The 18,725-nt window shown below is 41.7% G+C and carries 20 protein-coding genes and 4 pseudogenes; 11 read left to right on the top strand and 13 right to left on the bottom strand.

What is annotated here, in order from left to right:
- Window positions 1–21 precede the first annotated feature (21 nt).
- The 3 genes from EDM55_RS12300 to EDM55_RS12290 all read right to left on the bottom strand — a co-directional run bounded on the left by EDM55_RS12300 (window position 22) and on the right by EDM55_RS12290 (window position 2,136).
- A complete protein-coding gene (locus EDM55_RS12300) occupies window positions 22–774 on the bottom strand; it encodes a hypothetical protein (RefSeq protein WP_122960468.1) in 753 nt (250 codons plus the stop codon).
- A 127-nt stretch (window positions 775–901) separates the two neighbouring features.
- Window positions 902–1,516, bottom strand: a complete 615-nt coding sequence (locus tag EDM55_RS12295) for a hypothetical protein (protein WP_092271727.1) — start codon at window positions 1,514–1,516, stop codon at window positions 902–904.
- Window positions 1,517–1,530: 14 nt separating this feature from the next.
- Window positions 1,531–2,136: a hypothetical protein gene (locus EDM55_RS12290; protein ID WP_092271724.1), complete on the bottom strand. Its 606-nt coding sequence runs from the start codon at window positions 2,134–2,136 to the stop codon at window positions 1,531–1,533.
- Window positions 2,137–2,269: 133 nt separating this feature from the next.
- Between EDM55_RS12290 and EDM55_RS30955 the strand changes: the two are divergent.
- Window positions 2,270–2,556 (top strand): annotated as a pseudogene (locus tag EDM55_RS30955) (Tn3 family transposase); the annotation flags it as partial.
- Here EDM55_RS30955 and EDM55_RS31435 read toward each other — a convergent pair.
- Together EDM55_RS31435 and EDM55_RS31430 are read right to left on the bottom strand one after the other, a co-directional pair.
- A pseudogene (locus EDM55_RS31435) lies at window positions 2,536–3,090 on the bottom strand (Tn3 family transposase); the annotation flags it as partial. The pseudogenes EDM55_RS30955 and EDM55_RS31435 overlap by 21 nt on opposite strands.
- 74 nt (window positions 3,091–3,164) lie before the next feature.
- The gene (locus EDM55_RS31430) at window positions 3,165–3,275 is read right to left on the bottom strand and encodes a hypothetical protein (RefSeq protein ID WP_373863384.1); all 111 of its coding nucleotides are present in this window, start codon (window positions 3,273–3,275) and stop codon (window positions 3,165–3,167) included.
- Window positions 3,276–3,703: 428 nt separating this feature from the next.
- Here EDM55_RS31430 and EDM55_RS12280 point away from each other — a divergent pair, with 428 nt between their 5' ends.
- Both EDM55_RS12280 and EDM55_RS12275 read left to right on the top strand, forming a co-directional pair.
- Window positions 3,704–4,516 (top strand): hypothetical protein, encoded by an 813-nt coding sequence (locus EDM55_RS12280; RefSeq protein ID WP_092271721.1) that lies wholly within the window; start codon window positions 3,704–3,706, stop codon window positions 4,514–4,516.
- A gap of 70 nt (window positions 4,517–4,586) precedes the next feature.
- Window positions 4,587–5,024, top strand: a complete 438-nt coding sequence (locus EDM55_RS12275) for a hypothetical protein (protein WP_139228100.1) — start codon at window positions 4,587–4,589, stop codon at window positions 5,022–5,024.
- A 579-nt stretch (window positions 5,025–5,603) separates the two neighbouring features.
- Here the strand turns inward: EDM55_RS12275 and EDM55_RS12270 are convergent.
- Window positions 5,604–5,960: a hypothetical protein gene (locus tag EDM55_RS12270; RefSeq protein WP_139228099.1), complete on the bottom strand. Its 357-nt coding sequence runs from the start codon at window positions 5,958–5,960 to the stop codon at window positions 5,604–5,606.
- 305 nt (window positions 5,961–6,265) lie between these two features.
- Window positions 6,266–6,586, bottom strand: a pseudogene (locus EDM55_RS12265) (toprim domain-containing protein); the annotation flags it as partial.
- A 385-nt stretch (window positions 6,587–6,971) separates the two neighbouring features.
- On the opposite strand from EDM55_RS12265, the gene EDM55_RS12260 reads away from it, so the two are divergent.
- From EDM55_RS12260 to EDM55_RS12250, 3 genes are all read left to right on the top strand, one after another.
- Complete coding sequence (locus EDM55_RS12260; RefSeq protein ID WP_139228098.1) at window positions 6,972–7,235, top strand: hypothetical protein; 264 nt, start codon at window positions 6,972–6,974, stop codon at window positions 7,233–7,235.
- Window positions 7,236–7,302: 67 nt separating this feature from the next.
- On the top strand, window positions 7,303–7,554 hold the full coding sequence (locus EDM55_RS12255; protein ID WP_092271709.1) for a hypothetical protein: 252 nt from the start codon (window positions 7,303–7,305) through the stop codon (window positions 7,552–7,554).
- 448 nt (window positions 7,555–8,002) lie between these two features.
- The gene (locus EDM55_RS12250; RefSeq protein ID WP_141296400.1) at window positions 8,003–8,833 is read left to right on the top strand and encodes a M23 family metallopeptidase; all 831 of its coding nucleotides are present in this window, start codon (window positions 8,003–8,005) and stop codon (window positions 8,831–8,833) included.
- Window positions 8,834–9,311: 478 nt separating this feature from the next.
- Here the strand turns inward: EDM55_RS12250 and EDM55_RS12240 are convergent, their stop codons facing one another.
- Entirely contained in the window at window positions 9,312–9,854 is a 543-nt protein-coding gene (locus EDM55_RS12240) for a DUF4309 domain-containing protein (protein WP_174769338.1), read from the bottom strand.
- A 296-nt stretch (window positions 9,855–10,150) separates the two neighbouring features.
- Here EDM55_RS12240 and EDM55_RS12235 point away from each other — a divergent pair, with 296 nt between their 5' ends.
- Entirely contained in the window at window positions 10,151–10,687 is a 537-nt protein-coding gene (locus tag EDM55_RS12235) for an RNA polymerase sigma factor (RefSeq protein WP_122960465.1), read from the top strand.
- Window positions 10,678–11,649, top strand: coding sequence for a hypothetical protein (locus EDM55_RS12230; protein ID WP_092271697.1), 972 nt, complete (start codon window positions 10,678–10,680; stop codon window positions 11,647–11,649). The genes EDM55_RS12235 and EDM55_RS12230 overlap by 10 nt, the downstream gene beginning before the upstream one ends.
- 119 nt (window positions 11,650–11,768) lie before the next feature.
- Here the strand turns inward: EDM55_RS12230 and EDM55_RS12225 are convergent, their stop codons facing one another.
- The 3 genes and pseudogenes from EDM55_RS12225 to EDM55_RS12215 all read right to left on the bottom strand — a co-directional run bounded on the left by EDM55_RS12225 (window position 11,769) and on the right by EDM55_RS12215 (window position 14,222).
- Complete coding sequence (locus tag EDM55_RS12225; RefSeq protein WP_092271694.1) at window positions 11,769–12,329, bottom strand: hypothetical protein; 561 nt, start codon at window positions 12,327–12,329, stop codon at window positions 11,769–11,771.
- A 901-nt stretch (window positions 12,330–13,230) separates the two neighbouring features.
- A pseudogene (locus tag EDM55_RS12220) lies at window positions 13,231–13,548 on the bottom strand (toprim domain-containing protein); the annotation flags it as partial.
- A gap of 95 nt (window positions 13,549–13,643) precedes the next feature.
- Window positions 13,644–14,222 (bottom strand): hypothetical protein, encoded by a 579-nt coding sequence (locus EDM55_RS12215; RefSeq protein WP_122960464.1) that lies wholly within the window; start codon window positions 14,220–14,222, stop codon window positions 13,644–13,646.
- Window positions 14,223–14,548: 326 nt separating this feature from the next.
- Here EDM55_RS12215 and EDM55_RS12210 point away from each other — a divergent pair, with 326 nt between their 5' ends.
- Window positions 14,549–15,001, top strand: coding sequence for a MarR family winged helix-turn-helix transcriptional regulator (locus tag EDM55_RS12210; RefSeq protein WP_092271684.1), 453 nt, complete (start codon window positions 14,549–14,551; stop codon window positions 14,999–15,001).
- Window positions 15,002–15,065: 64 nt separating this feature from the next.
- Window positions 15,066–16,361 carry an MFS transporter gene (locus EDM55_RS12205; protein WP_122960463.1) on the top strand — a complete coding sequence of 432 codons (1,296 nt, stop codon included), beginning with the start codon at window positions 15,066–15,068 and terminating at the stop codon, window positions 16,359–16,361.
- Window positions 16,362–16,449: 88 nt separating this feature from the next.
- Here EDM55_RS12205 and EDM55_RS12200 read toward each other — a convergent pair whose 3' ends face one another.
- Window positions 16,450–17,511 (bottom strand): LLM class flavin-dependent oxidoreductase, encoded by a 1,062-nt coding sequence (locus EDM55_RS12200; protein WP_092271678.1) that lies wholly within the window; start codon window positions 17,509–17,511, stop codon window positions 16,450–16,452.
- Between the two features lie 213 nt (window positions 17,512–17,724).
- On the opposite strand from EDM55_RS12200, the gene EDM55_RS30250 reads away from it, so the two are divergent.
- A complete protein-coding gene (locus EDM55_RS30250) occupies window positions 17,725–17,862 on the top strand; it encodes a hypothetical protein (protein WP_170184531.1) in 138 nt (45 codons plus the stop codon).
- A gap of 58 nt (window positions 17,863–17,920) precedes the next feature.
- On the opposite strand, the gene EDM55_RS12190 is transcribed toward EDM55_RS30250, so the two are convergent.
- A complete protein-coding gene (locus EDM55_RS12190) occupies window positions 17,921–18,703 on the bottom strand; it encodes a DODA-type extradiol aromatic ring-opening family dioxygenase (protein ID WP_122960461.1) in 783 nt (260 codons plus the stop codon).
- Window positions 18,704–18,725 lie beyond the last annotated feature (22 nt).

Raw genomic sequence — 18,725 nt, 5'->3', positions numbered from 1 at the left:
TGAGCTGCGAAAGTTGAGTTATTAATTATAGAATCGCGGGTATTTAGTCGTGAGCTTTTCCGCATGGCTCATTATTATTTTTTTAGTCACGTCATTTCCATGTCCTTGTATAAATACATTCTCATCGGGCCAAAAAGAAACGATAAAACTAGAGTCGTCATGAAGTTGGAAACGCAAAAAATATTTTTCACTCCTAAACATTGAAGTTTTGTAAATGTCTTTAAATGGAACATATTCTAAATTCAGAAATTCATCAATGAATTTTTTCGTAGCTTCTTCTGGAAATTCGACTGAAGGGGAGTTTTCAATAGGGTACTCGATAGTGATCTTCTTTATTTTTCCGGATATATCGAAAATGTCCCCAATTTTTTTTGCATAGGGATTTTCCAATGCTTCGTACAAATCATCACCTACGAAGATCCGAAATTTTTCTGTATATCCTTTTACTTGATAGATGGGGGTTCCAATCTCTGCCCATGTTGCATCTCCATGTTTCCTTTTGTAACCTAGGCAAACATTCCCGTTCATTTTAAACAATACTTCTCCGATTTTCTTGCCACGTTCTAACCCTTTCGTATCTGATTCATAGTTCTTCAAATATTTGATGTTATTCCACATCAATTCAGGATCATACTCATCGACTAATAAGCCGCATTCACCAGTAAATTCATTGTATTTTGATAGTTCTTCCTGCGTTACAGCATGGTGGTAGGAATTAAAAGAGTTGCTATCCATCAAGAAGATTAGTATTAGGGGAATTAACATGAGTTTCATAAGGTCACCTCCATATACTGCTGATCTTTAGATGATACTAACTTCTCTATTGTTACATCTTTATTTACGTTCGCGAATTTATATTAAAAATCCGAATGGAATTATTCCCAATCGGATTTTCATTTAATCAATCTACCAATTTATATTTTTTTACCACCTGCTCTTTTAATCTTTTAAAATGCTCTACATTTCCACCAAAGTAATCGACCTCATTTAAATCTTTATAGTCGAAACTTCTCTTCACACTTTTGCCATTTCCCTGTACTTTATTATAGTATTTCCCTTGATACATGCCAGCAATCGCGTAACCCTTTTTGTTTTTAACTGGTTTTAAAAACAATGTGTAGGTTTCCTTCTCGTCCATAAGATTATATCCATCGATAGTTACAAAAACGTCATTTTCATCTAAATAGGCTGGCTCGTACACAACGATTTGATCCTTTTTATTTAGATCGCCTTTAAATACTTTTTTGATTTCGACTAGCGAATCTGATCGGAAAAGTCTTCCTTCTGTTATATTCGGATAAACGGTTTCACGATCTCCAGTAAAAGTTGCCTGAACAATTATTGGAGCATCCTTTTCAAGATCATTCAAATCATCATACTTTATAATCTCACCAGGGTAAGAAATTATTTTTTCCTCTTTACTAGCTTCAGCAGTTAAATCATTTGTTGATAAAACGATAAATCCAATAGCTAGGACTAATATAGTAGTAACCATCGGGATTTTATTCTTAATCATAATTATCGCCACCTTTAATACTTAAATTGTAAGTTGCTAATATCTAGAGAAGTTGGACTTGTAATTGTTGATTTTCCGCCTACCATTACAGAATCGACACCGACAGGTTGGTGAACTAAAGCATAAGCATGACCTATTTCATGTACGATGGTCTTGTGTCTGTTTGTTTGGTTATAACCTTTCAGATCCATATTATCTGGAAATAAAAATACCGCCGCAGTGTCCCATCTACTCTGATAGCGTGTCTTTTCACAAGTAGGTGTTCTAGACCAGTCGCAAGGAATCATAATTCCCGGTAACCCATCATACGTGCCATCATCTTGTGTATTGAGAATTATTAGTTCTGCTTCATCAGCCCAATCAACTTCTTGGAAGTCAAAGTCGACTCCTGGGATAGAAGAATAATCAGAAAATGCATCCTCAATATAATCTCCAAATTCGTTCCAAGCATCTGGTGTTACATAATACTTCAAGTTCTCTGTTACACTCAGAACTTTGTATCCTCCTCCACTATAAAATGCGTCACTATTTCTTAGTTCTCCAGCTGCAACTGCTATCGTACTTAAAGATAGAGTCAATGCGAGAAATGTACCAATAACAAAACGCCTTTTAAATCCCATAAAAAACCCTCCTTTTACATTTTTTACTATAATATCTCAATTCCATCAATAAAACTGTCGATTTATGTCGAGTATACAGAACTATACATATGATATTTTCGACATGCGCTTACGGAAAACGCAAGGTAAACTCTTAGCACGAGCCATCCTCTTTGGCAAGTAAAGAGAGTTACGACATTGGGCGTTAAAAGATCGCTCCAACGCGCCAGTGCCCTAAACATTCTAATTAACGTTAACAGTGTTTGAAATACAGTGTTTCTGGCAAAAGCAGGGGCATCAAAAAGAGAGTGGTACGTTACGTGAAGTGCTTCTCCATCATATTTCCCCACTCGGATGGAACACATCTATTTCTTGGGCGAGTACAAGTTTAACCTAAATCAGCTAGGGGACCTACAGTCATTACGGCCACTTCGTATGTAAAACAGAAAGCCGGTATTCCTTAACAAAGGAAAAACCGGCTCTTTCACTATCGTGGGTCTGACGTCGTTTCGGTGGTGGGACCCTGGTATGAGTAATTAATCCGCGATGCAAAGCTTCACTCGATATGTAATCTAGAACAAATATGGTCCTTTCGAAACGTCCCATTTTACGCAACGCTGTGGCTAGTCGGTTTTGACGTGCAAAGGAACCGAGGTTCCGCATGATAAGTAAGGCGGACACTGTTCTGTTCCGGATGGAATGGGCCAAGCGTAGCACGTCATCATAATTTTCTTTAATGATCTTTGTATTGATTTGCCCGCGCAACTGGTTATCCAGCTTTTGCAAGTCGTTCCCTTTTCCAATAGTATATAGTTTGGAATCGGCCGATCACGCAGCTGTGGAGCAAAACGAAAGCCCAACAGGTGCGTCAAACCAAAAAACTTGATCCGTGTAACCTGCTGTATTAGTATAGAATTCCTCGATCATCAGATCTGTCTCATTATGTAAGCGTCCGTCAATGATGTGATCAGCATCACGTGAGTTCTTACTTAATTACCCCTGGAGTAAACGCTGGAGAACTGAACCCTTATGAATCGGTAAATCGTTGCTCATTTACCTGAGCAGTTATAAGGACTGGCATTAGCATGTAGGGCCACAACGTCAACTTGTACACGCATCCCGTCCAAGGAGGACGCGATTCCGTCTCCCCAGTAAGACAACAGTGCTAACTTATGATGGATATTGGCGAGTACATCCTGAACTTATTATTGCATCCTCGTAAAGCCGCCATTATGCAGCGTTGGTCATTTGATGATACGAAATACCTTTTGTGAAAAAACATGAGAAATATCTCAAAATGGCTGACACAACGACTTAGGGAAGTTCCGACTATAATTTGAAATCGGAATGTGGTGACTCTGGAGGATATAAACCCGGAACGTCAACTTGAAGACAGGCTGTGAGTTAAGGTTTTGTTCAAGTACTCATTATTTTAGGTACTTCTTCAAGTGTATTACCAATTTCTTTAAACGTTTGCCCCTGGCACCATTGGAATTTACATTAATTGCCAAAACAGTTCTTTCGCCCCTTTTTAATCACCAAATATTATAATATCATTCAAATGTAGTAAAAAAGAGGAGGGATCTTGATGTTGAAGAAACTTGTCCCATTCTTCTTGTCAGTCATAATTTCTTTAACTGGTGCTTCTGCATTTGCAGAATCTCCGAACTTTGGTGAAAATGGTGTCGCCGTAAAAGAAAATCCACCTGCCATTGAAGACATCGTACCAGAAGGATATGACTATGTTCAGTTGACAGATGAGGAAATCCAAAAGAACGCGAAAACCAAAAAAACTTATGACGAATTAAAGAAGCTTGAAAACCAAAAAACAAAAGTTGAAAAAATTGAGATCTTCCGGATATTCCCGAAAGATGGATCAAAACAGACAAGCCCCCTATATGATTCAGCTGCCGAATTTAGCACTGCTGCTACCTGTGATTATGGTAGTGGATATGATCACACAGCCCATGTGACAACTTCAAGCCAATACGATAACTACGCCGTGAGACAGTACTTAGATGCCTTTATGAACGTTTACAATGCTCCTCCTGGTAACGTTGGAAGCTTGTATAAATCCACTTCACTTACCACCTGGTGGACACGATCATCTACCGCCTACACAGTTAAAAACGCAAGAATAATTCTCGACATTTTCGGTACTAACTATTGCGGTAATTCTGTAAATATAAATACAGGAGCACCAAGCAACCCGTGGACACCTACTTGGAAAGACAATTCTACATCAAATTCATGGACATGGGCTACATCAACTGTTTCGGTAGAACCGGTGTACATCAATTCCCCAAGCTATATTCAACAAGTGGTTCTGTCCGATATCTACAAAAACGGAAGCAAAGTAAAAACAGACCAAAAAACAACAATCGATCCTTCAGGAATATAAGGATGGGGCATTTTGCCCCTTTTTTTATTTGATGTTGAGAAATAAAATTATAAGAAAAGGCGGTGACACCTTGAATAAAAAATGGCGGTACATTATCCTAATCGCAATTATTGTACTATTCGTTCTCATCTATAACTCTTTTGGAAAAGGAATCAAATTAACGGGTTCGTCAGAACATTGGACGGCGACCTTCAGCGCCCATGTAATAGACGAACGTTTACAGGTAAATGACTTGGAATTATCCTATCGAAAAGATGATATACCTATCTTGATTGAATCCATAGATGCACAATTATCAGGACAATTAGATCTACATAAGCAAATAACCTATCCCAACGCTTATAAATATGACAAAAAAATTTACACCATATCGTTTTCCCCTTCAATTGAGAAGAATCCACTACTGGATAATTTAAAGAATATGTTTGAGAACTCATCTGTCACTATCAATTGGAGTGACAAAAATGGAAAATTCTATTCGGAACGTATTGAGTTACAAACACAATGACTTCTTCAAAACTCCTATTTACGGTTTACAGGAATAGGAACATCAGCTGTACATGCAAACAGGGGTAGTACCAGTGCTGGTACTACCCCTGTTGATAGACTTTTCTTACTTTTCGTTGCTCCCGAATACGGGACGACCAATCGTATGAGGCGTCTGCCCTGATCCCCAAATAAAAATCGGAACTTCCCAAAATCGTTTTGGTTTCAGTGTTCGCGGTAATTACCATGCATTTTCATGCATTTGCGTTGCACTACGCTGATATTGTGCCAAAATTAGGGGCGAACAACAAAACTTAACTGGCTTTCCGGGGTCTGAAGGATAATCCATTTTATGTAAACAAGCGTCTGAATGTCCAAATTCGGGCGTTTTTCGCCGTTTTCAGCGATTAGCACAAAACAAGCAACCATCATTTGTCCGTCAGTGGTGGACAAACCGGCTTGCACACTAAATTTTACGAACTCATTGTAGCTCCAGAATGCTCCTCTTTGCGTAAGTTGAGAAACGGAGCTGTCCGCGCTAGTTGATTACGCAAAAGGCAAGGAGCAAAACATGATTAGCTTCCCCCAAATAGAGTTAAAGTTAAGGAAAGCTAGGGCCAGGATCGGCTAGTTGCCTCTGGACAGAAGCAGGCAAGCGATCCACGCTATAGCCGCGCACAACCAGGTCAAGCAGAGCAGAAGACATAGCCTGCCGTACGTAAGCAGTCAGATGAGCAATGCGCTCACGCTTGGTAGTACGGAGACAAGTCATGAGCGTCTGCTTGAGAATGAGCCAAGTATGAGTGGCAACTTCCTTCGCAGAGAGAGGATCCAGAGAGGCAGAAGCCCAACAAGATACAGTATCACGGTAAAGATCGCCAAGGTAGAGAGGGAGCGAAGCAGAGTAGGGCGCGATCAGATCCGCAGCAGAGCCAGGCAGAACAATGCCAACAGGCACAGCCCCACCCATCGCCACTTTAATGACAACTAGATGCTCTGGCTAAAGAAAGAAAAGAATATGATTCTCTCCGAATTATTCCCGATGGGGGACAAGATTGCTACAACAATTTTGCCAGAGATTGAGGAAACTGAACGGTTTGACCACCCCAATAGCGTTTCTTAATTGTACATAAAAGCCTTATTATGAATCATTTATGTACAAATATTTATTTAAGTGCATTTTTAATTGTGTTGTCTAACCTTAGATAAATAAAGGAGTGGGATAAATTTATTGTAGTGTACATAATTAATTTATAGAGATAAACCTGGATCTGTCGCGATGACGATCTCTTTCACGTCGTTTCGCCTCATTTGCTGTTTCACGCTGTGGAACTGCTTGTTGCTTTCCTTGATCACTACCAGCTTCAGTGGAGAAGGCATGATCGGCAAATCTTCTATTTTCCAGGAGCTGTAATGCTGCCCATACACCTCTGGATCAGCCAGAGTGACGAGATGCCCCAAGACCCACGTCACGATATATTTATCGCCTTCCAAATAACCGTTTCCTTTTTTCTGACACTGCAGCACGCGCGCAATGTCCCGTCCTACAGAAGGCTTTTCAGCCAGCACCAGTGTTTTGCTCATGTCCAACACCCTTTCCCACCAACTCATAACCAATAGTACCACACTAACTAGAAATTGCTCGGGAGTGGGTAGAAGGGGATATGAGAGCATCAACGCTTTGTGCAAAAACAATTAGAACAATCAGAAGGATCTAAAATATGGAGCATAGCGGTTTTAACGGATGGATGAGATACGTGGACGACAGAGGTAAAACAGTTTCTGTTACCTAAAGAGATGATGTTGTTGTTGGGCAAATTCATTGTGGAACCTGTATAGAAAACCGGGTTGTGTTCCCTAACAACTGTATTAGGTTCTGTGAATATTGTCCGAATTTCATTTTTAATCCTGCCATCAATGAACGGGAACAAGCAATCCAATGGTTAGCAGATTCATCGAAGTTTTAAAAGTGAAAATTCGTGAGTCCATCGAATTATTGAAAGAGATTTCAACGAGTCTGGCTAACTCATTAAGAAATGCAAATAATGATGTCTTAAAAACTTCAAGACAGTTATTATCCTATATGGATATAAAGGCAACCATTGACTTTAAGCTAATGGAGGAATCTGCATATGATCAAAAAAGCACCCGTTATACAAGAGGAAAACCACAAGAGTGGACTGATGAGCTGCTTAAAGAACTAACCTTAGAAGTGAAACATAAAAAAGAATAGTATAAAATTGACCCCTTCCCTTCTCCAAAAGGAAACTGAAGTCGGTAGAAATACTTAGAGTCGTCGAATGAAAGACTTTATTGACGAACTAAATCAACCTGTCATGAGATCTCATGAGCTTCGGGATAAAAATACAGTTTACCTTCCAAGTAAAGAGCTAATCCGCCAAAAGCACGGCAAAGACAAACAGGCTTTAAAAAACGAATTGCTGAATATGGAACTTACATTTCTTAAACAGTATAACGAGTTGAGGGAATATAAAGAAAAGGACAGACACTATCAGGAGTCATCAAAAAACAATTCAAGCGTTAAGAGATGAAGTAGTAAAGTATAAAAAGAAAGCACTACAAAAGTCAATTTTTTCAGAACAACAAAACGTATCAAAGATAAACGAGCCTCTTGTATCACTTCTAAGGCTCGTTTCGCATTTAGGAAGACCTTATTTGTCCCCCAAAATGATTTGACTTTTCCAAAGACAATCCATTGCAACAGTCTCACATAGAGAGGCCTATTATATTCACTTGTTTTATAAACCATGTGATCCTCTAATCTATGAAGAATTCATATGATCTTTGACACTATTCAGGGTATTACTGGATGCCCTTTCTAATAACGTCGAAAGTCGAGATATAACAGCCCCCTCGTCAGTTCCTTTTTGAAAAGGGAACTGGTTGTTTCTTGTTTTTATTCCTAATATTGTAAATTTTTACAAATATGATAGAATTAGGTTGTATAGAGTAAAAATTTGGAAAAGGGGTTGTGAAGAAGTGAAACGAGTTACACTTGGATTGTTTGCTGCTTTATTATCGCTTAGTGCTTCTAGTGCTGCGATCGCTCAAACTAAAAATGTAGATGAGGTTATTCCTATGTCTGATCCTGATGATCCTTATGGTTCTTTAGGATGGAGATGGCCAACAACCCTTTATACTATTACTGGAGATTATGGTGAAAGCCGCTCGGATGGACGACATAAAGGGATCGATATTGGAGTAAAACTTAAACCAGTCTATGCAGTTGCTGATGGTGAGGTAGTTGCGGTAGGAGAATATACTTCTGCTCCTATTAAATATGTAACAATCAAACATGATGATGAGGATCCAAATGGTAATAACCTCATTACTCGGTATCTTCATGTAAATGATTACTATGTTAGTAAGTATGAAAATGTTAGTAGAGGCGAAGAAATCGCAGAATCAGGTAATACAGGGGCGCCTGGAGAGGAAGAGGACAGAGGATATCACCTACACTTTGATGTAAACAATGAAAATACTAAAACTCCGTCCTACTCAGATACAATTAATCCAGAATTTTTTTGGCCAAATGTATTGAATTTTGCTACATTAACAGCTGAAAGTGATCATGATCATTTCGATAAAAACATTGATAATCCTGAGTATTACATCGATCAGATTTTGATAGACCATGTTGGCCAAGATAAGTTCTACGAGTGGATGAACAATAATGAGCCAGACGACAGAACATTGACTAATTTTAAAAAGCACTTTAATGTAACGGACAAGGATATTAAAAAAATTGACAATGAGGCAAAAGAAAAAGCAAAGGAGAAGAACAAAAAGAAAAAATTGAAAAACAAATAATTGATCTGAGGGGGTAAATCACCCTTATATGATATAACGTTCGGTATACGACGTTGATTTTGTCTACAACGACATCAAATTATACCACTACGATTCTAAGTCCTTGATTTTACCAGTACGCAATACCAAAGGCATAGGATGCTGCTGGTGTCTGAAGACCTCCTTACATGGCCAACGACTATACTAATAAGGAATCCCCTTCAGGGAAAGCAGGCAGGGCGAGCTACTGCCTGTTCACATGAAGGGGATTTTTCAGTCGTGCTGGGAAAAGAACTATTCTTCTTCCCCTTTTTCTTTATTATCCGTAACCGCCTTGGCAGTTTAAGTCTAATGCCTCTCCCTTTTCCGTGATGCTTCACATACGGAATGTCGACGTCGTTAGGTTCTTTGCCCAGTGTTGGTGCACATTGCGAATATCGGGCTTGTGTGATCAGTTTGTCATCCAATTGGTTGAAATCTGGAAGGTCGTGTTGTACAGTTATTTGATTTGCAAAGTTATATATTTTACAGGACTATTAGAGGTATCAAAGGTTATCTTAAATAAATAGTCACTCACAGAATACTCCAAAATGAAAGTGTTATCACCAGTATCATCTTGTATCTCCCGTGAAGGGATTCCCAGGATTCCCTTAATTTCATCAGGTGATCCGGTAAGACCGACAGTCTTTGGGTCAGCATTCATAAGTACAACTTTACTAGTTTCTTTTACCTGATCAATTGAATCAGCATAATCCTCAAATTCTAGACTAAAACCATCATAATAAAAAGTAAATCCATATTCAGAGTTCCCCGAGCGAATTGGATCCCCATATTTATCTAATACCTCTTTTTTCGTTGCTCCTAAATTGATTGAGATACCTTCTAATTCACCATTTTTCACCTTATCCAAAATACTAGATTTAACAGGAGTGGTTAAGCTATCTTCCGAGTTTATCGTGCAGCCAAATAACACCGCTACACATAACATACCCATAAAAAAAATGATCCTGTACTTTCTAATCAATGTAATCACCCTTTCCATTCTAGGGATGATTTTACCATTTTTTGGTCAATTTTCAATTAAATAACTTAAATAGGGATTTTAGAACCATATTTAGCGACTGAGTAGCCATCTCAATATCCCCTCGTATGCTTGTACTTTGGTAAAATACACCCATCCGCCAAATGTACAAATTCCCTGCATAAAATTGGAATTACATGGCTGAATTTTTATCCCCATTCAGGGACTCCAAATGTTTTCTAATTATATCTGTAAGAAATATTTAATTGCTGTATCTAAATTATAGAGAGGAGGAGAGAACACTGAAGGAAAATGAAATGATACCCGGCATGACGCTGTTAAACGAAACAATGGACTCGTCATTCGAACATCTAATGCAAGCACATCTTTACAAAGTGTATAGGCTATGTTACTGGTTAGTCAAAGATCGAACAGCTGCAGAGGATATTACACAAGAAGTGTTTTTGAGGGCATACAAGCATCTCTCAACTTTTCGAGGAGACAGCCGAATAGAGACCTGGTTATATCGAATTGCTGTAAATGAGTCTAAACGATACGTACGTTCATGGTCGTTTCGTAACATATTCTATTTCGCTCAGCCAGTGGACAAAGGAATTATTGATACTGAATCGCAAGTTATCCGAAAAGACGAACTTGCTAATTTAGCTTTACTAATTGATAAACTCCCTTTTCGACATAGGCAGATACTCATCCTCCATTATTATGAAGAGTTGAGTATTGAGACCATTAGTGAAATTCTCGGTATTTCGACAGGAGCTGTATATACACGATTGCATCGGGCGCGCGAACAAATAAAAACCTTGATAAGTAAGGAGGGAGAAATATGGATGTAGAGGACATGTTACGAAAACTTGGAAAGACTAGTCAACTGAATTTCGAAAATGACAGGGTACATGTTAAGGAGGTAGAAGAAAGAATCAATTTACGGATTAAACGTAAGGGGTCAAAATTGTTTAAGTTACCCATTCCTGCGATAGTCACTTTACTTGCTATCACCATCATAATACCAAGTTGGATGGGTTGGAATATCAGCCAGCAAAAAGGTATGAATTCTGTAACAATGCATTCCAACCTATCAATTGAAAATAATGATGCAGTTAATAACATTATCAAGATACTGCACGAATATTCTGATATAGAAGTTAATGATATAAGTAATTCTCAACTTACGAATGTTTTCTTGAGTGTAGAGAAAGTCGTTCAATTGAAGACGAACAAAGGACAAATTGATGTAGCCATATTCCCGGAAAGTGTTGATGTAGAGAGTGTAAAATTGGTTGAGGATTTTAGTGTGCCTGGGAATGTAACTTATACCTTTACAGGATTGGATATAAAGGAAGAATCTACACCACTGAAAGCTTCCGGGCCAAATTATCTGTTTAAGAAGAATCATACGTTATTCCTTACAAACAACAGTGCAATAGTAAAAAAACTGCATGATGTATATTATTTGATCGAAGTTCATGATGAAATATTTCATAGCTTCGGTCTCAATAAAGACGATTATCAGTATTATCGTCCACAAAATAACTCAAAACAAGAATTCGTTGAATCCGAAAATAATTTAGAAAAGCTTTCCTTAGAATCAATGAAAATCATTAGAAGTAAACTGAAGAAGGGGGACTTAATGCCAGCGATTTTTGTCAACAAAGTGGGAACAGAAGCAATTGTAATTTACAAGTCTTCAGATAAAACAAATCATATGTATAAATTTACATTTGAATCAACTAGTGAAAAGTGGATACTTAAAGATAATTTAAGCGTTCAGGGGGTAAAAAGCATTCCCACAAATTAGTGGAATACCTCCTTGAAAAACTCTCGTCATATCAGATCCTTTTCCTGCTTGATTTAAATAGAAAAAATACAGTCGGGTTCTCCCAACTGTATTTTTTTTGCACACAGATTGACAAAATGCTACTTGTCAATATTCTCTTTAACAAACTCTTTAAGCTTCTTTAGCTTGAGTTTTTCTACTTTTTTCCCTTTCTTTTCAGCACTTTTATCTAATTCCCATTTCCCCTTGGAAGCCGGTTTGAACCAGTAAATATGATTCTCACCAGTATCCCCCTCTTTAAAGGTAACAAATGCATCAGATCCATCATTCTTGATAAAAATACCAGGTTGGAAATCACCAGCTTTGATATCTTTCATGGCTGTTTTAAATATAGCCTTTTTAAGGGAGAGAACCGTTTTCTGATCGATTCCCTCCTGTTCTGTTGGTATAGCATGAATGCTATGGTATGTATAATCTGAAAGATTAACACCAAAACTATCAGTCGAATCTTCATAAGTATCGAACAATTTATCTTTGACCGATTTGTCTACATATTCCTTCCATGCTTTTTCTTCTTTTGTTTTAGCAACAAACTTATCAGTGCTTGCTTCAGTATGTCCTGATCCATTAAATACTACTAGCAATGCTAGTACACTTGTTATCATAATTCCTTTTACTTTCATAATTCCTTTTACTTTCATTATTTACACCCTCCGATTTCTCAATAGATTAAATGCCAGGATGTGTTTCTCCATCATAGTCCTCATCGGAATCTATCTCTTCACCATCTTCATAGAGATAACCATAAACAGACAAGTCCCACGTTATACTATCGCCTTCACGATCACTTCTGAAACTTAATGTAACAGGACTGGATCCTTCACGAGATTCATCAGAATCTATTACTTCTCCATCTCTTGTAAAAACGGAGTAGTTTTCAAGTGCTTGCGATCCAGTATTCGAACCTGATGAAGATACCTTCCCTGTGCCTTTTGCATAATAATATGAGGCGTAGTCAGTAAAAGTAACTGTTGCGTAAGCACTTACACTTGACCATGCAAAAGCCGGAGTAGCATAAGCAATTAATGCTGTAGCAACAAAAACCTAGTTTTTTAAGTAATGTCTTCTTCAAGTTGATTCCTCCCATATTAAGATTCTTACAAATATTACAATAAACTACATATTTTTACATGTAAATAAATTACAATTATATTTATTAGCTCTACACAGTTAAACTTGCTTAATCAGGACACAAGACTATTAACAAATCGCAGCAGTCGTTGAATATAGATATGACCATTCAGGGCATCTATAATCTTTTCAGATAATAGATGCCCTGAATGGTCAAACAAAAAGTGAAAGTGATCTTGCGAAGAGTCAGTGAGTCGTTTCGTCTTGTCGAGCGCCCAAGCTGAGAGCAACTTTCTCGGAAGGGCAGGTGAAATTTTAGCGCTTCTAAATTGCACATAAAGGAGCTTATAATCTATCATTTATGTACACCAATTAATTATGTGCATTTTGAACAGTGTTGTCTAACCTTAGAAAAATTCAGGTATAGGATAATTTTTTGTAGTGCACATTATTAATTTATAGGGATATAGCTGCATCTGTCGCGATGACGATCTCTTTTACATCGTTTCGCCTCATTTGCTGCTTCACGCTGTGGAACTGCCTGTTGCTTTCCTTGATCACTACCAGCTTCAGTGGAGAAGGCATGATCGGCAAATCTTCTATTTTCCAGGAGCTGTATTGCTGTCCATACACCTCTGGATCAGCCAGAGTGACGAGATGCCCCAAAGCCCACGTCACGATATATTTATCGCCTTCCAAATAACCGTTTCCTTTTTTCTGACACTGCAGCACGCGCGCAATGTCTCGTCCTACAGAAGGCTTTTCAGCCAGCACCAGTGTTTTGCTCATGTCCAACACCCTTTCCCACCAACTCATAACCAATAGTACCAAAAATACATGGGAAAGGTTAAAAACAACGAGAAAACGCAGTCCCTGGTGAGAGACTACGTTTTCGGCTTCCGTTTTCGATTGGCCATGCTGATTGTCTTGCGCGCCGTAGAAAACAGGATCGGCGTTTGGTTGATTCTATTCCGAAGCACATCTCGAAAGACAAACGCGGCTACCTGATTGAAATTGTTGAACAGGTCGGAAAGATCATCGTTGAAAAACTGGATGACTTGCGCCTTGAATACGGGGTACACGGCCGTAAAGCTGATGGATGCGCGCACTACTGCGAAGTTGAACAGACGATTCGTTCGGAACGCGGTTTGGTAGAGTGCCGCGATTTCACGAGGGGTCAATGCTCGTGTGATGGGCTGTACGCGATTCCCCTCGCTGGTGACAACTCTCACCTGTATCCGTAAGTTTCCGATTTGTTTGGTCGCTATGATCAGCGTTGCGAGCGCCCGTGCTTTTTGCATGCCTTGAACACGTATCGTGATGAGAAAGTCCCCACCTGCCAGTTGACGCAGTGGCTCTACTTGAACCAACGGGTCATTGCCGATCGAGAATTTGATTTCGTTAAAGTACGTAAATTCAGGCGGCGATAAACGGATTTGAGCTCTTCTGCGATGATTCGCCATGTGTTACCTACCTCTTTCTCAGACAACTTCTTGTGTTGTTCTATCCTATTGAGAGAAAGACAGGTTTGTAACTGTACATGCCTACCGACAACGCCCTTTTTCTGACAAGCACGCGATTGCCTCGTGCAAAATCACTCGAGATTCAGCTGAAGCTTACGCGTATTTTGTATCCCTTCCAGTCCAGTCGCTGCGCCAAACGTGCTGCAAAAAACTTTCTTCCCATAAAATGTAATTTTTCTAATTGACAGATTGGATCTTCCCGCTTACTGTTTGTTGTACATACAAAATAGAAATTCATCAAGCCTACCCCACGTGGAGGAAAGAAGATGACCCAACCTATGAATCAAAAGCCTGAAAAAGACGAGGCTTTTCTGCAAGACTGCCTGTACTTTACCACCAACCGTCTGAGTCGGGCGATTACGCGTATGGCCGACGAGGCGTTTGCCACCACCGGATTAGCACCAGCTTACGGGTATCTCATTCGTCTCGTGATTGGTTCCCCGGGCATTACCCAAAAGGAGCTTTCTGAAAAGCTGTCTATTACGCCTTCCACGCTGACTCGTTTCGTCGATAAGCTTGAGACCAAACATCTCGTGGAGCGTAAAGTTCACGGAAAGACCGTCATGGTATATCCGACCGAAAAGGGCATCGAGCTTGGACCGACGCTTCGCCAGGCTTCCAAAAGGCTGAAGCAGAACTACGAGGAGATCCTTGGAAAAGAACTCAGCGATCAGCTAACGGAATACTTGACGTCGTCCAGCAAGCAGCTGGAAAAATAACCAGCTGTTATGCCTTCAACTAATTTGTATGTACAAACAAAATAATAAAGCGTGGGGTGTATGTATGGATTCTCTCAATGCGCAAAACGGCTTCAAGCCAAAATCCCGCATGTTCTACGGCTGGATCATTGTCCTCTTGACCTTCGTCACTCTTCTGGTCTCTGCCGGGATTCGCTCGCTGCCGAGTATTTTGCTCGTCCCCTTCCAGGATGAGTTTGGCTGGAGCAGAGGCAGCATCTCCAGCGTTCTCTCCATGGGGATCTTTCTGTACGGCTTGGTGGGGCCCTTCTCTGCTGCTTTGCTTTTGCGCTTCGGCGTTCGCAAGGTCGTCGTCTTATCCCTTGCCGTGCTGGCCATCAGCCTGGCTGCTACCCCTTTCATGACCGCGCTATGGCAATTCCAGCTGTTATGGGGCCTCGTCTCTGGTCTTGCAACGGGAATGATGGCAAACGTACTGGGGGTAACGGTCAGCAATCTATGGTTCGTCAAAAACAAAGGGCTGGTAGTAGGCGTGCTAACTGCTAGTGCCGCTACCGGTCAGCTGATCTTTTTGCCGCTGATGGCAAAGCTGACGACCGACCTGGGCTGGAGATATGCCATCTTTACGGCTGTTGCCGTCCTGATCCTCGTCTTGGTAATTGTCGCGGTCTGGATGCGAAACCATCCATCAGATGTAGGCGCTGCCCCTTATGGAACCGATGAAATCGTGCCGCCTACACCTTTTGCCGGAAATATCTTTTTGGCCCCGCTGCAAAATTTACGCTATGCGATGAAGAATTCGACCTTTTGGCTGCTCTCGGGAACCTTCTTCTTCTGCGGTTTTTCCACCAATGGCCTTATCGGTACTCATCTTATCGCCGCCTGTGGAGATTTTGGTCTACCGGAAGTAACCGCTGCTGGCTTGCTCGCCATGATGGGCTTGTTCGATCTCGTCGGCACAACGATCTCCGGCTGGCTGTCCGATCGTTTTGACAATCGCTGGCTGCTTTTCTGGTACTACGGACTGCGCGGCTTGTCCTTGCTTTTCCTGCCGTATGCGCTCGATTCCACCCCCACGATGCTCATCATCTTCTCGGTATTTTACGGCTTGGACTGGATCGCGACAGTACCGCCGACTGCCAAGCTCTCCAGCCAAGTATTTGGCAAAGAGAAGTCTGGAATGATCTTTGGCTGGATTGTCGTTGCCCATCAGGTAGGGGCTTCTGCTGCTGCCTATGGAGCGGGTGTCATGCGCGACTGGCTCGGTACGTACTCCCAAGCCTTTATGATCGCGGGCTTTGTCTGCTTCTTCGCTTCGCTCATGGCAGTCAAGATCAAGAAGCAAGTAAATGCCAAAACGGCTGCTGCTATTCAATCATAAGCTTACACACAAAAAACGGTGCCTTGCGAAACGCTCGCGTTGGCACCGTTTTTATATGAAGAATGACCTCTTTCATGCCCTCTTTCGATCAGCTATCCTGTTTCTGCTCCGCTTCCCATTCGGCGACTTCCTCACGTACTCGCGGCGCCACCTCTGTTCCCAGCAGGTGAATGGCATTCATGACATCCTCATGTGGCATCGTGCCTACAGGTACGTGCAGCATAAAACGGGTAATGCCGACCTTTTTTCGCAGATGAATGATTTTTTGCGCGACCGTCTCCGGATCACCTACGTACAACGCACCTTCAAAGCTGCGTGCCGCATCAAAGGTGGCTCGATCGTAATGTCCCCAGCCACGCTCTTTACCAAGAACATTCATCGCTTGCTGGGTGGATGGAAAGAACTTGTCCGCTGCCGTCTCGTTATCCTTTGCAATAAACCCATGGGAGTGAGAAGCGACAGTGAGCTTGGACGGGTCATGACCGGCCTGCGCTGCCGCCCTCTTGTACAGATCCACGATTGGGGCGAATTGGACTGGACGCCCCCCGATAATCGCGAGAACAAACGGCAATCCCAACAGCCCCGCGCGAATGGCTGACTGGGCATTTCCTCCGCTGCCGATCCAGACCGGCAAAGGATTTTGGACTGGTCGCGGATAGACACCGAGATTGTGAATCGCAGGCCGATGACCGCCTCTCCAGGTCACCTTCTCGGACTGGCGAATTTTCAACAGCAGCTCCAGTTTTTCATCGAACAGCTCGTCGTAATCGTTCAGGTCGTACCCGAACAGGGGAAAGGACTCAATAAAAGACCCCCGACCAGCCATGATCTCCGCGCGCCCATTTGAAAGTGCGTCCAGCGTTGCAAAATCTTGAAACACACGAACGGGATCAGCAGATGACAGCACAGTCACTGCACTCGTAAGTCGGATCCGCTTGGTCTGAGGGGCAGCTGCTGCCAGCACAACCGCTGGAGAAGACGCCGCATAATCCTTGCGATGATGCTCCCCTACCCCAAAGACATCCAGTCCGACCTGATCCGCAAGAACGATCTCCTCCACGACATCGCGCAAACGCTGCGCATGGCTTATCACGACACCGGTCTTGGGGTCCGGTGTTGTTTCTACAAAAGTACTTAGCCCGATTTCCACTCGCGATTCCTCCTTTTCCATAGCTTGCTCTGGTTGATTTCAGAGCAATCGCATCTGTACCATCGCAATATCTCTATTTTGAGACATTATCATCTTAATTTCAAGATGTTTTATCCCGATGCCTCGTATGCCAATGATCGAATAAAGGATTTCCTGATCGTCCTGTTGTTTGTCAGCGTGCTCCAGTTTTTACGCTGGTTGAAGTCAAGGACGATGGCAAAGGAATGGATCAAGATACGATGCTTCACCGTGAAAGGGAAAAGCGGGATTGGGGTAGCAAATACGCACCGGCGTTTGACCCAGCTGTACGGTCAGGGCCTTTCCATTGCAAGCAGGCCGGATGAAGGATGAGCAGTAAAAAGTCCCTAACACGAAACCGTTAGGGACTTTTGCTTTGCTTGCTTTTCCATCACCCGAATTGCCAAACACTATGGCTCAGGTTGCCATAGCGATAACTGCGATGCAGCAATTTCGCCTCACGCTCCTGATCTGCTGCACCCATCGCGTAAAAAATCGGGACAAAATGCTCGCTGCCATAAGGAGGCACAGCATACTGAGACGCTGGTGCCAATGCTCGGTAGTCAAACAGGGAATCTACATCCCAAGCCTTCAAACGACCTTCCAGCCACTCATCGAACGCCAGTGCCCAGTCGTCTGCCTGCCCGTTATCTTCCGCCCACTTCAACGCCCGCAGGTTATGGACAGTCCCCCCGCTGCCAATAATGAGAATGTCCTGATCTCTGAGCGCTGCCAGAGCTTTCCCGATCTGGTACTGCTCTTTCGGAGCTAACTTCGAATTGACCGACATCGATATCACAGGTACATCCGCATTTGGGTATAGCAATCGCAATACGACCCATGCCCCATGGTCCAATCCGCGGCTAGTATCTACCGAAAAGGAGATTCCCTGCTTTTCAAATAGGCCTATAATTTCATGGGTGATGTCTTTCTGTCCCTTTGCCGGGTATTGAATGCGGTACAGTTCTTCGGAAAAGCCTCCAAAATCGTAAATCGTGCTGAATTCCTCTACGTCGCTTACTTGCTGCGTTTGCGACTCCCAGTGAGCGGAGAAAAGAACGATGGCTTTTGGTCTTGGCAGGGATTTTCCCAGCTCATTGATAAATTGGGTGTAGTCGTTGTTTTCCAGCGCGATCATGGGCGCCCCATGCGCGATAAAAAAGGACGGAAACATGGAAATCCTCTCCTTTGTCATT

It is taken from the genome of Brevibacillus centrosporus (assembly GCF_003710815.1).
Taxonomy (GTDB): domain Bacteria; phylum Bacillota; class Bacilli; order Brevibacillales; family Brevibacillaceae; genus Brevibacillus; species Brevibacillus centrosporus.
This window is presented reverse-complemented; position numbering and strand designations above follow the sequence as displayed.

Coding starts and splice junctions, on each gene's coding strand:
- EDM55_RS12300 (WP_122960468.1), bottom strand. CDS start 774: ATGAAACTCATGTTAATTCCCCTAATACTAATCTTCTTGATGGATAGC.
- EDM55_RS12295 (WP_092271727.1), bottom strand. CDS start 1,516: ATGATTAAGAATAAAATCCCGATGGTTACTACTATATTAGTCCTAGCT.
- EDM55_RS12290 (WP_092271724.1), bottom strand. CDS start 2,136: ATGGGATTTAAAAGGCGTTTTGTTATTGGTACATTTCTCGCATTGACT.
- EDM55_RS12280 (WP_092271721.1), top strand. CDS start 3,704: ATGTTGAAGAAACTTGTCCCATTCTTCTTGTCAGTCATAATTTCTTTA.
- EDM55_RS12255 (WP_092271709.1), top strand. CDS start 7,303: ATGAAAGACTTTATTGACGAACTAAATCAACCTGTCATGAGATCTCAT.
- EDM55_RS12240 (WP_174769338.1), bottom strand. CDS start 9,854: ATGGAAAGGGTGATTACATTGATTAGAAAGTACAGGATCATTTTTTTT.
- EDM55_RS12235 (WP_122960465.1), top strand. CDS start 10,151: ATGATACCCGGCATGACGCTGTTAAACGAAACAATGGACTCGTCATTC.
- EDM55_RS12230 (WP_092271697.1), top strand. CDS start 10,678: ATGGATGTAGAGGACATGTTACGAAAACTTGGAAAGACTAGTCAACTG.
- EDM55_RS12225 (WP_092271694.1), bottom strand. CDS start 12,329: ATGAAAGTAAAAGGAATTATGAAAGTAAAAGGAATTATGATAACAAGT.
- EDM55_RS12215 (WP_122960464.1), bottom strand. CDS start 14,222: ATGGCGAATCATCGCAGAAGAGCTCAAATCCGTTTATCGCCGCCTGAA.
- EDM55_RS12210 (WP_092271684.1), top strand. CDS start 14,549: ATGACCCAACCTATGAATCAAAAGCCTGAAAAAGACGAGGCTTTTCTG.
- EDM55_RS12205 (WP_122960463.1), top strand. CDS start 15,066: ATGGATTCTCTCAATGCGCAAAACGGCTTCAAGCCAAAATCCCGCATG.
- EDM55_RS30250 (WP_170184531.1), top strand. CDS start 17,725: ATGGCAAAGGAATGGATCAAGATACGATGCTTCACCGTGAAAGGGAAA.
- EDM55_RS12190 (WP_122960461.1), bottom strand. CDS start 18,703: ATGTTTCCGTCCTTTTTTATCGCGCATGGGGCGCCCATGATCGCGCTG.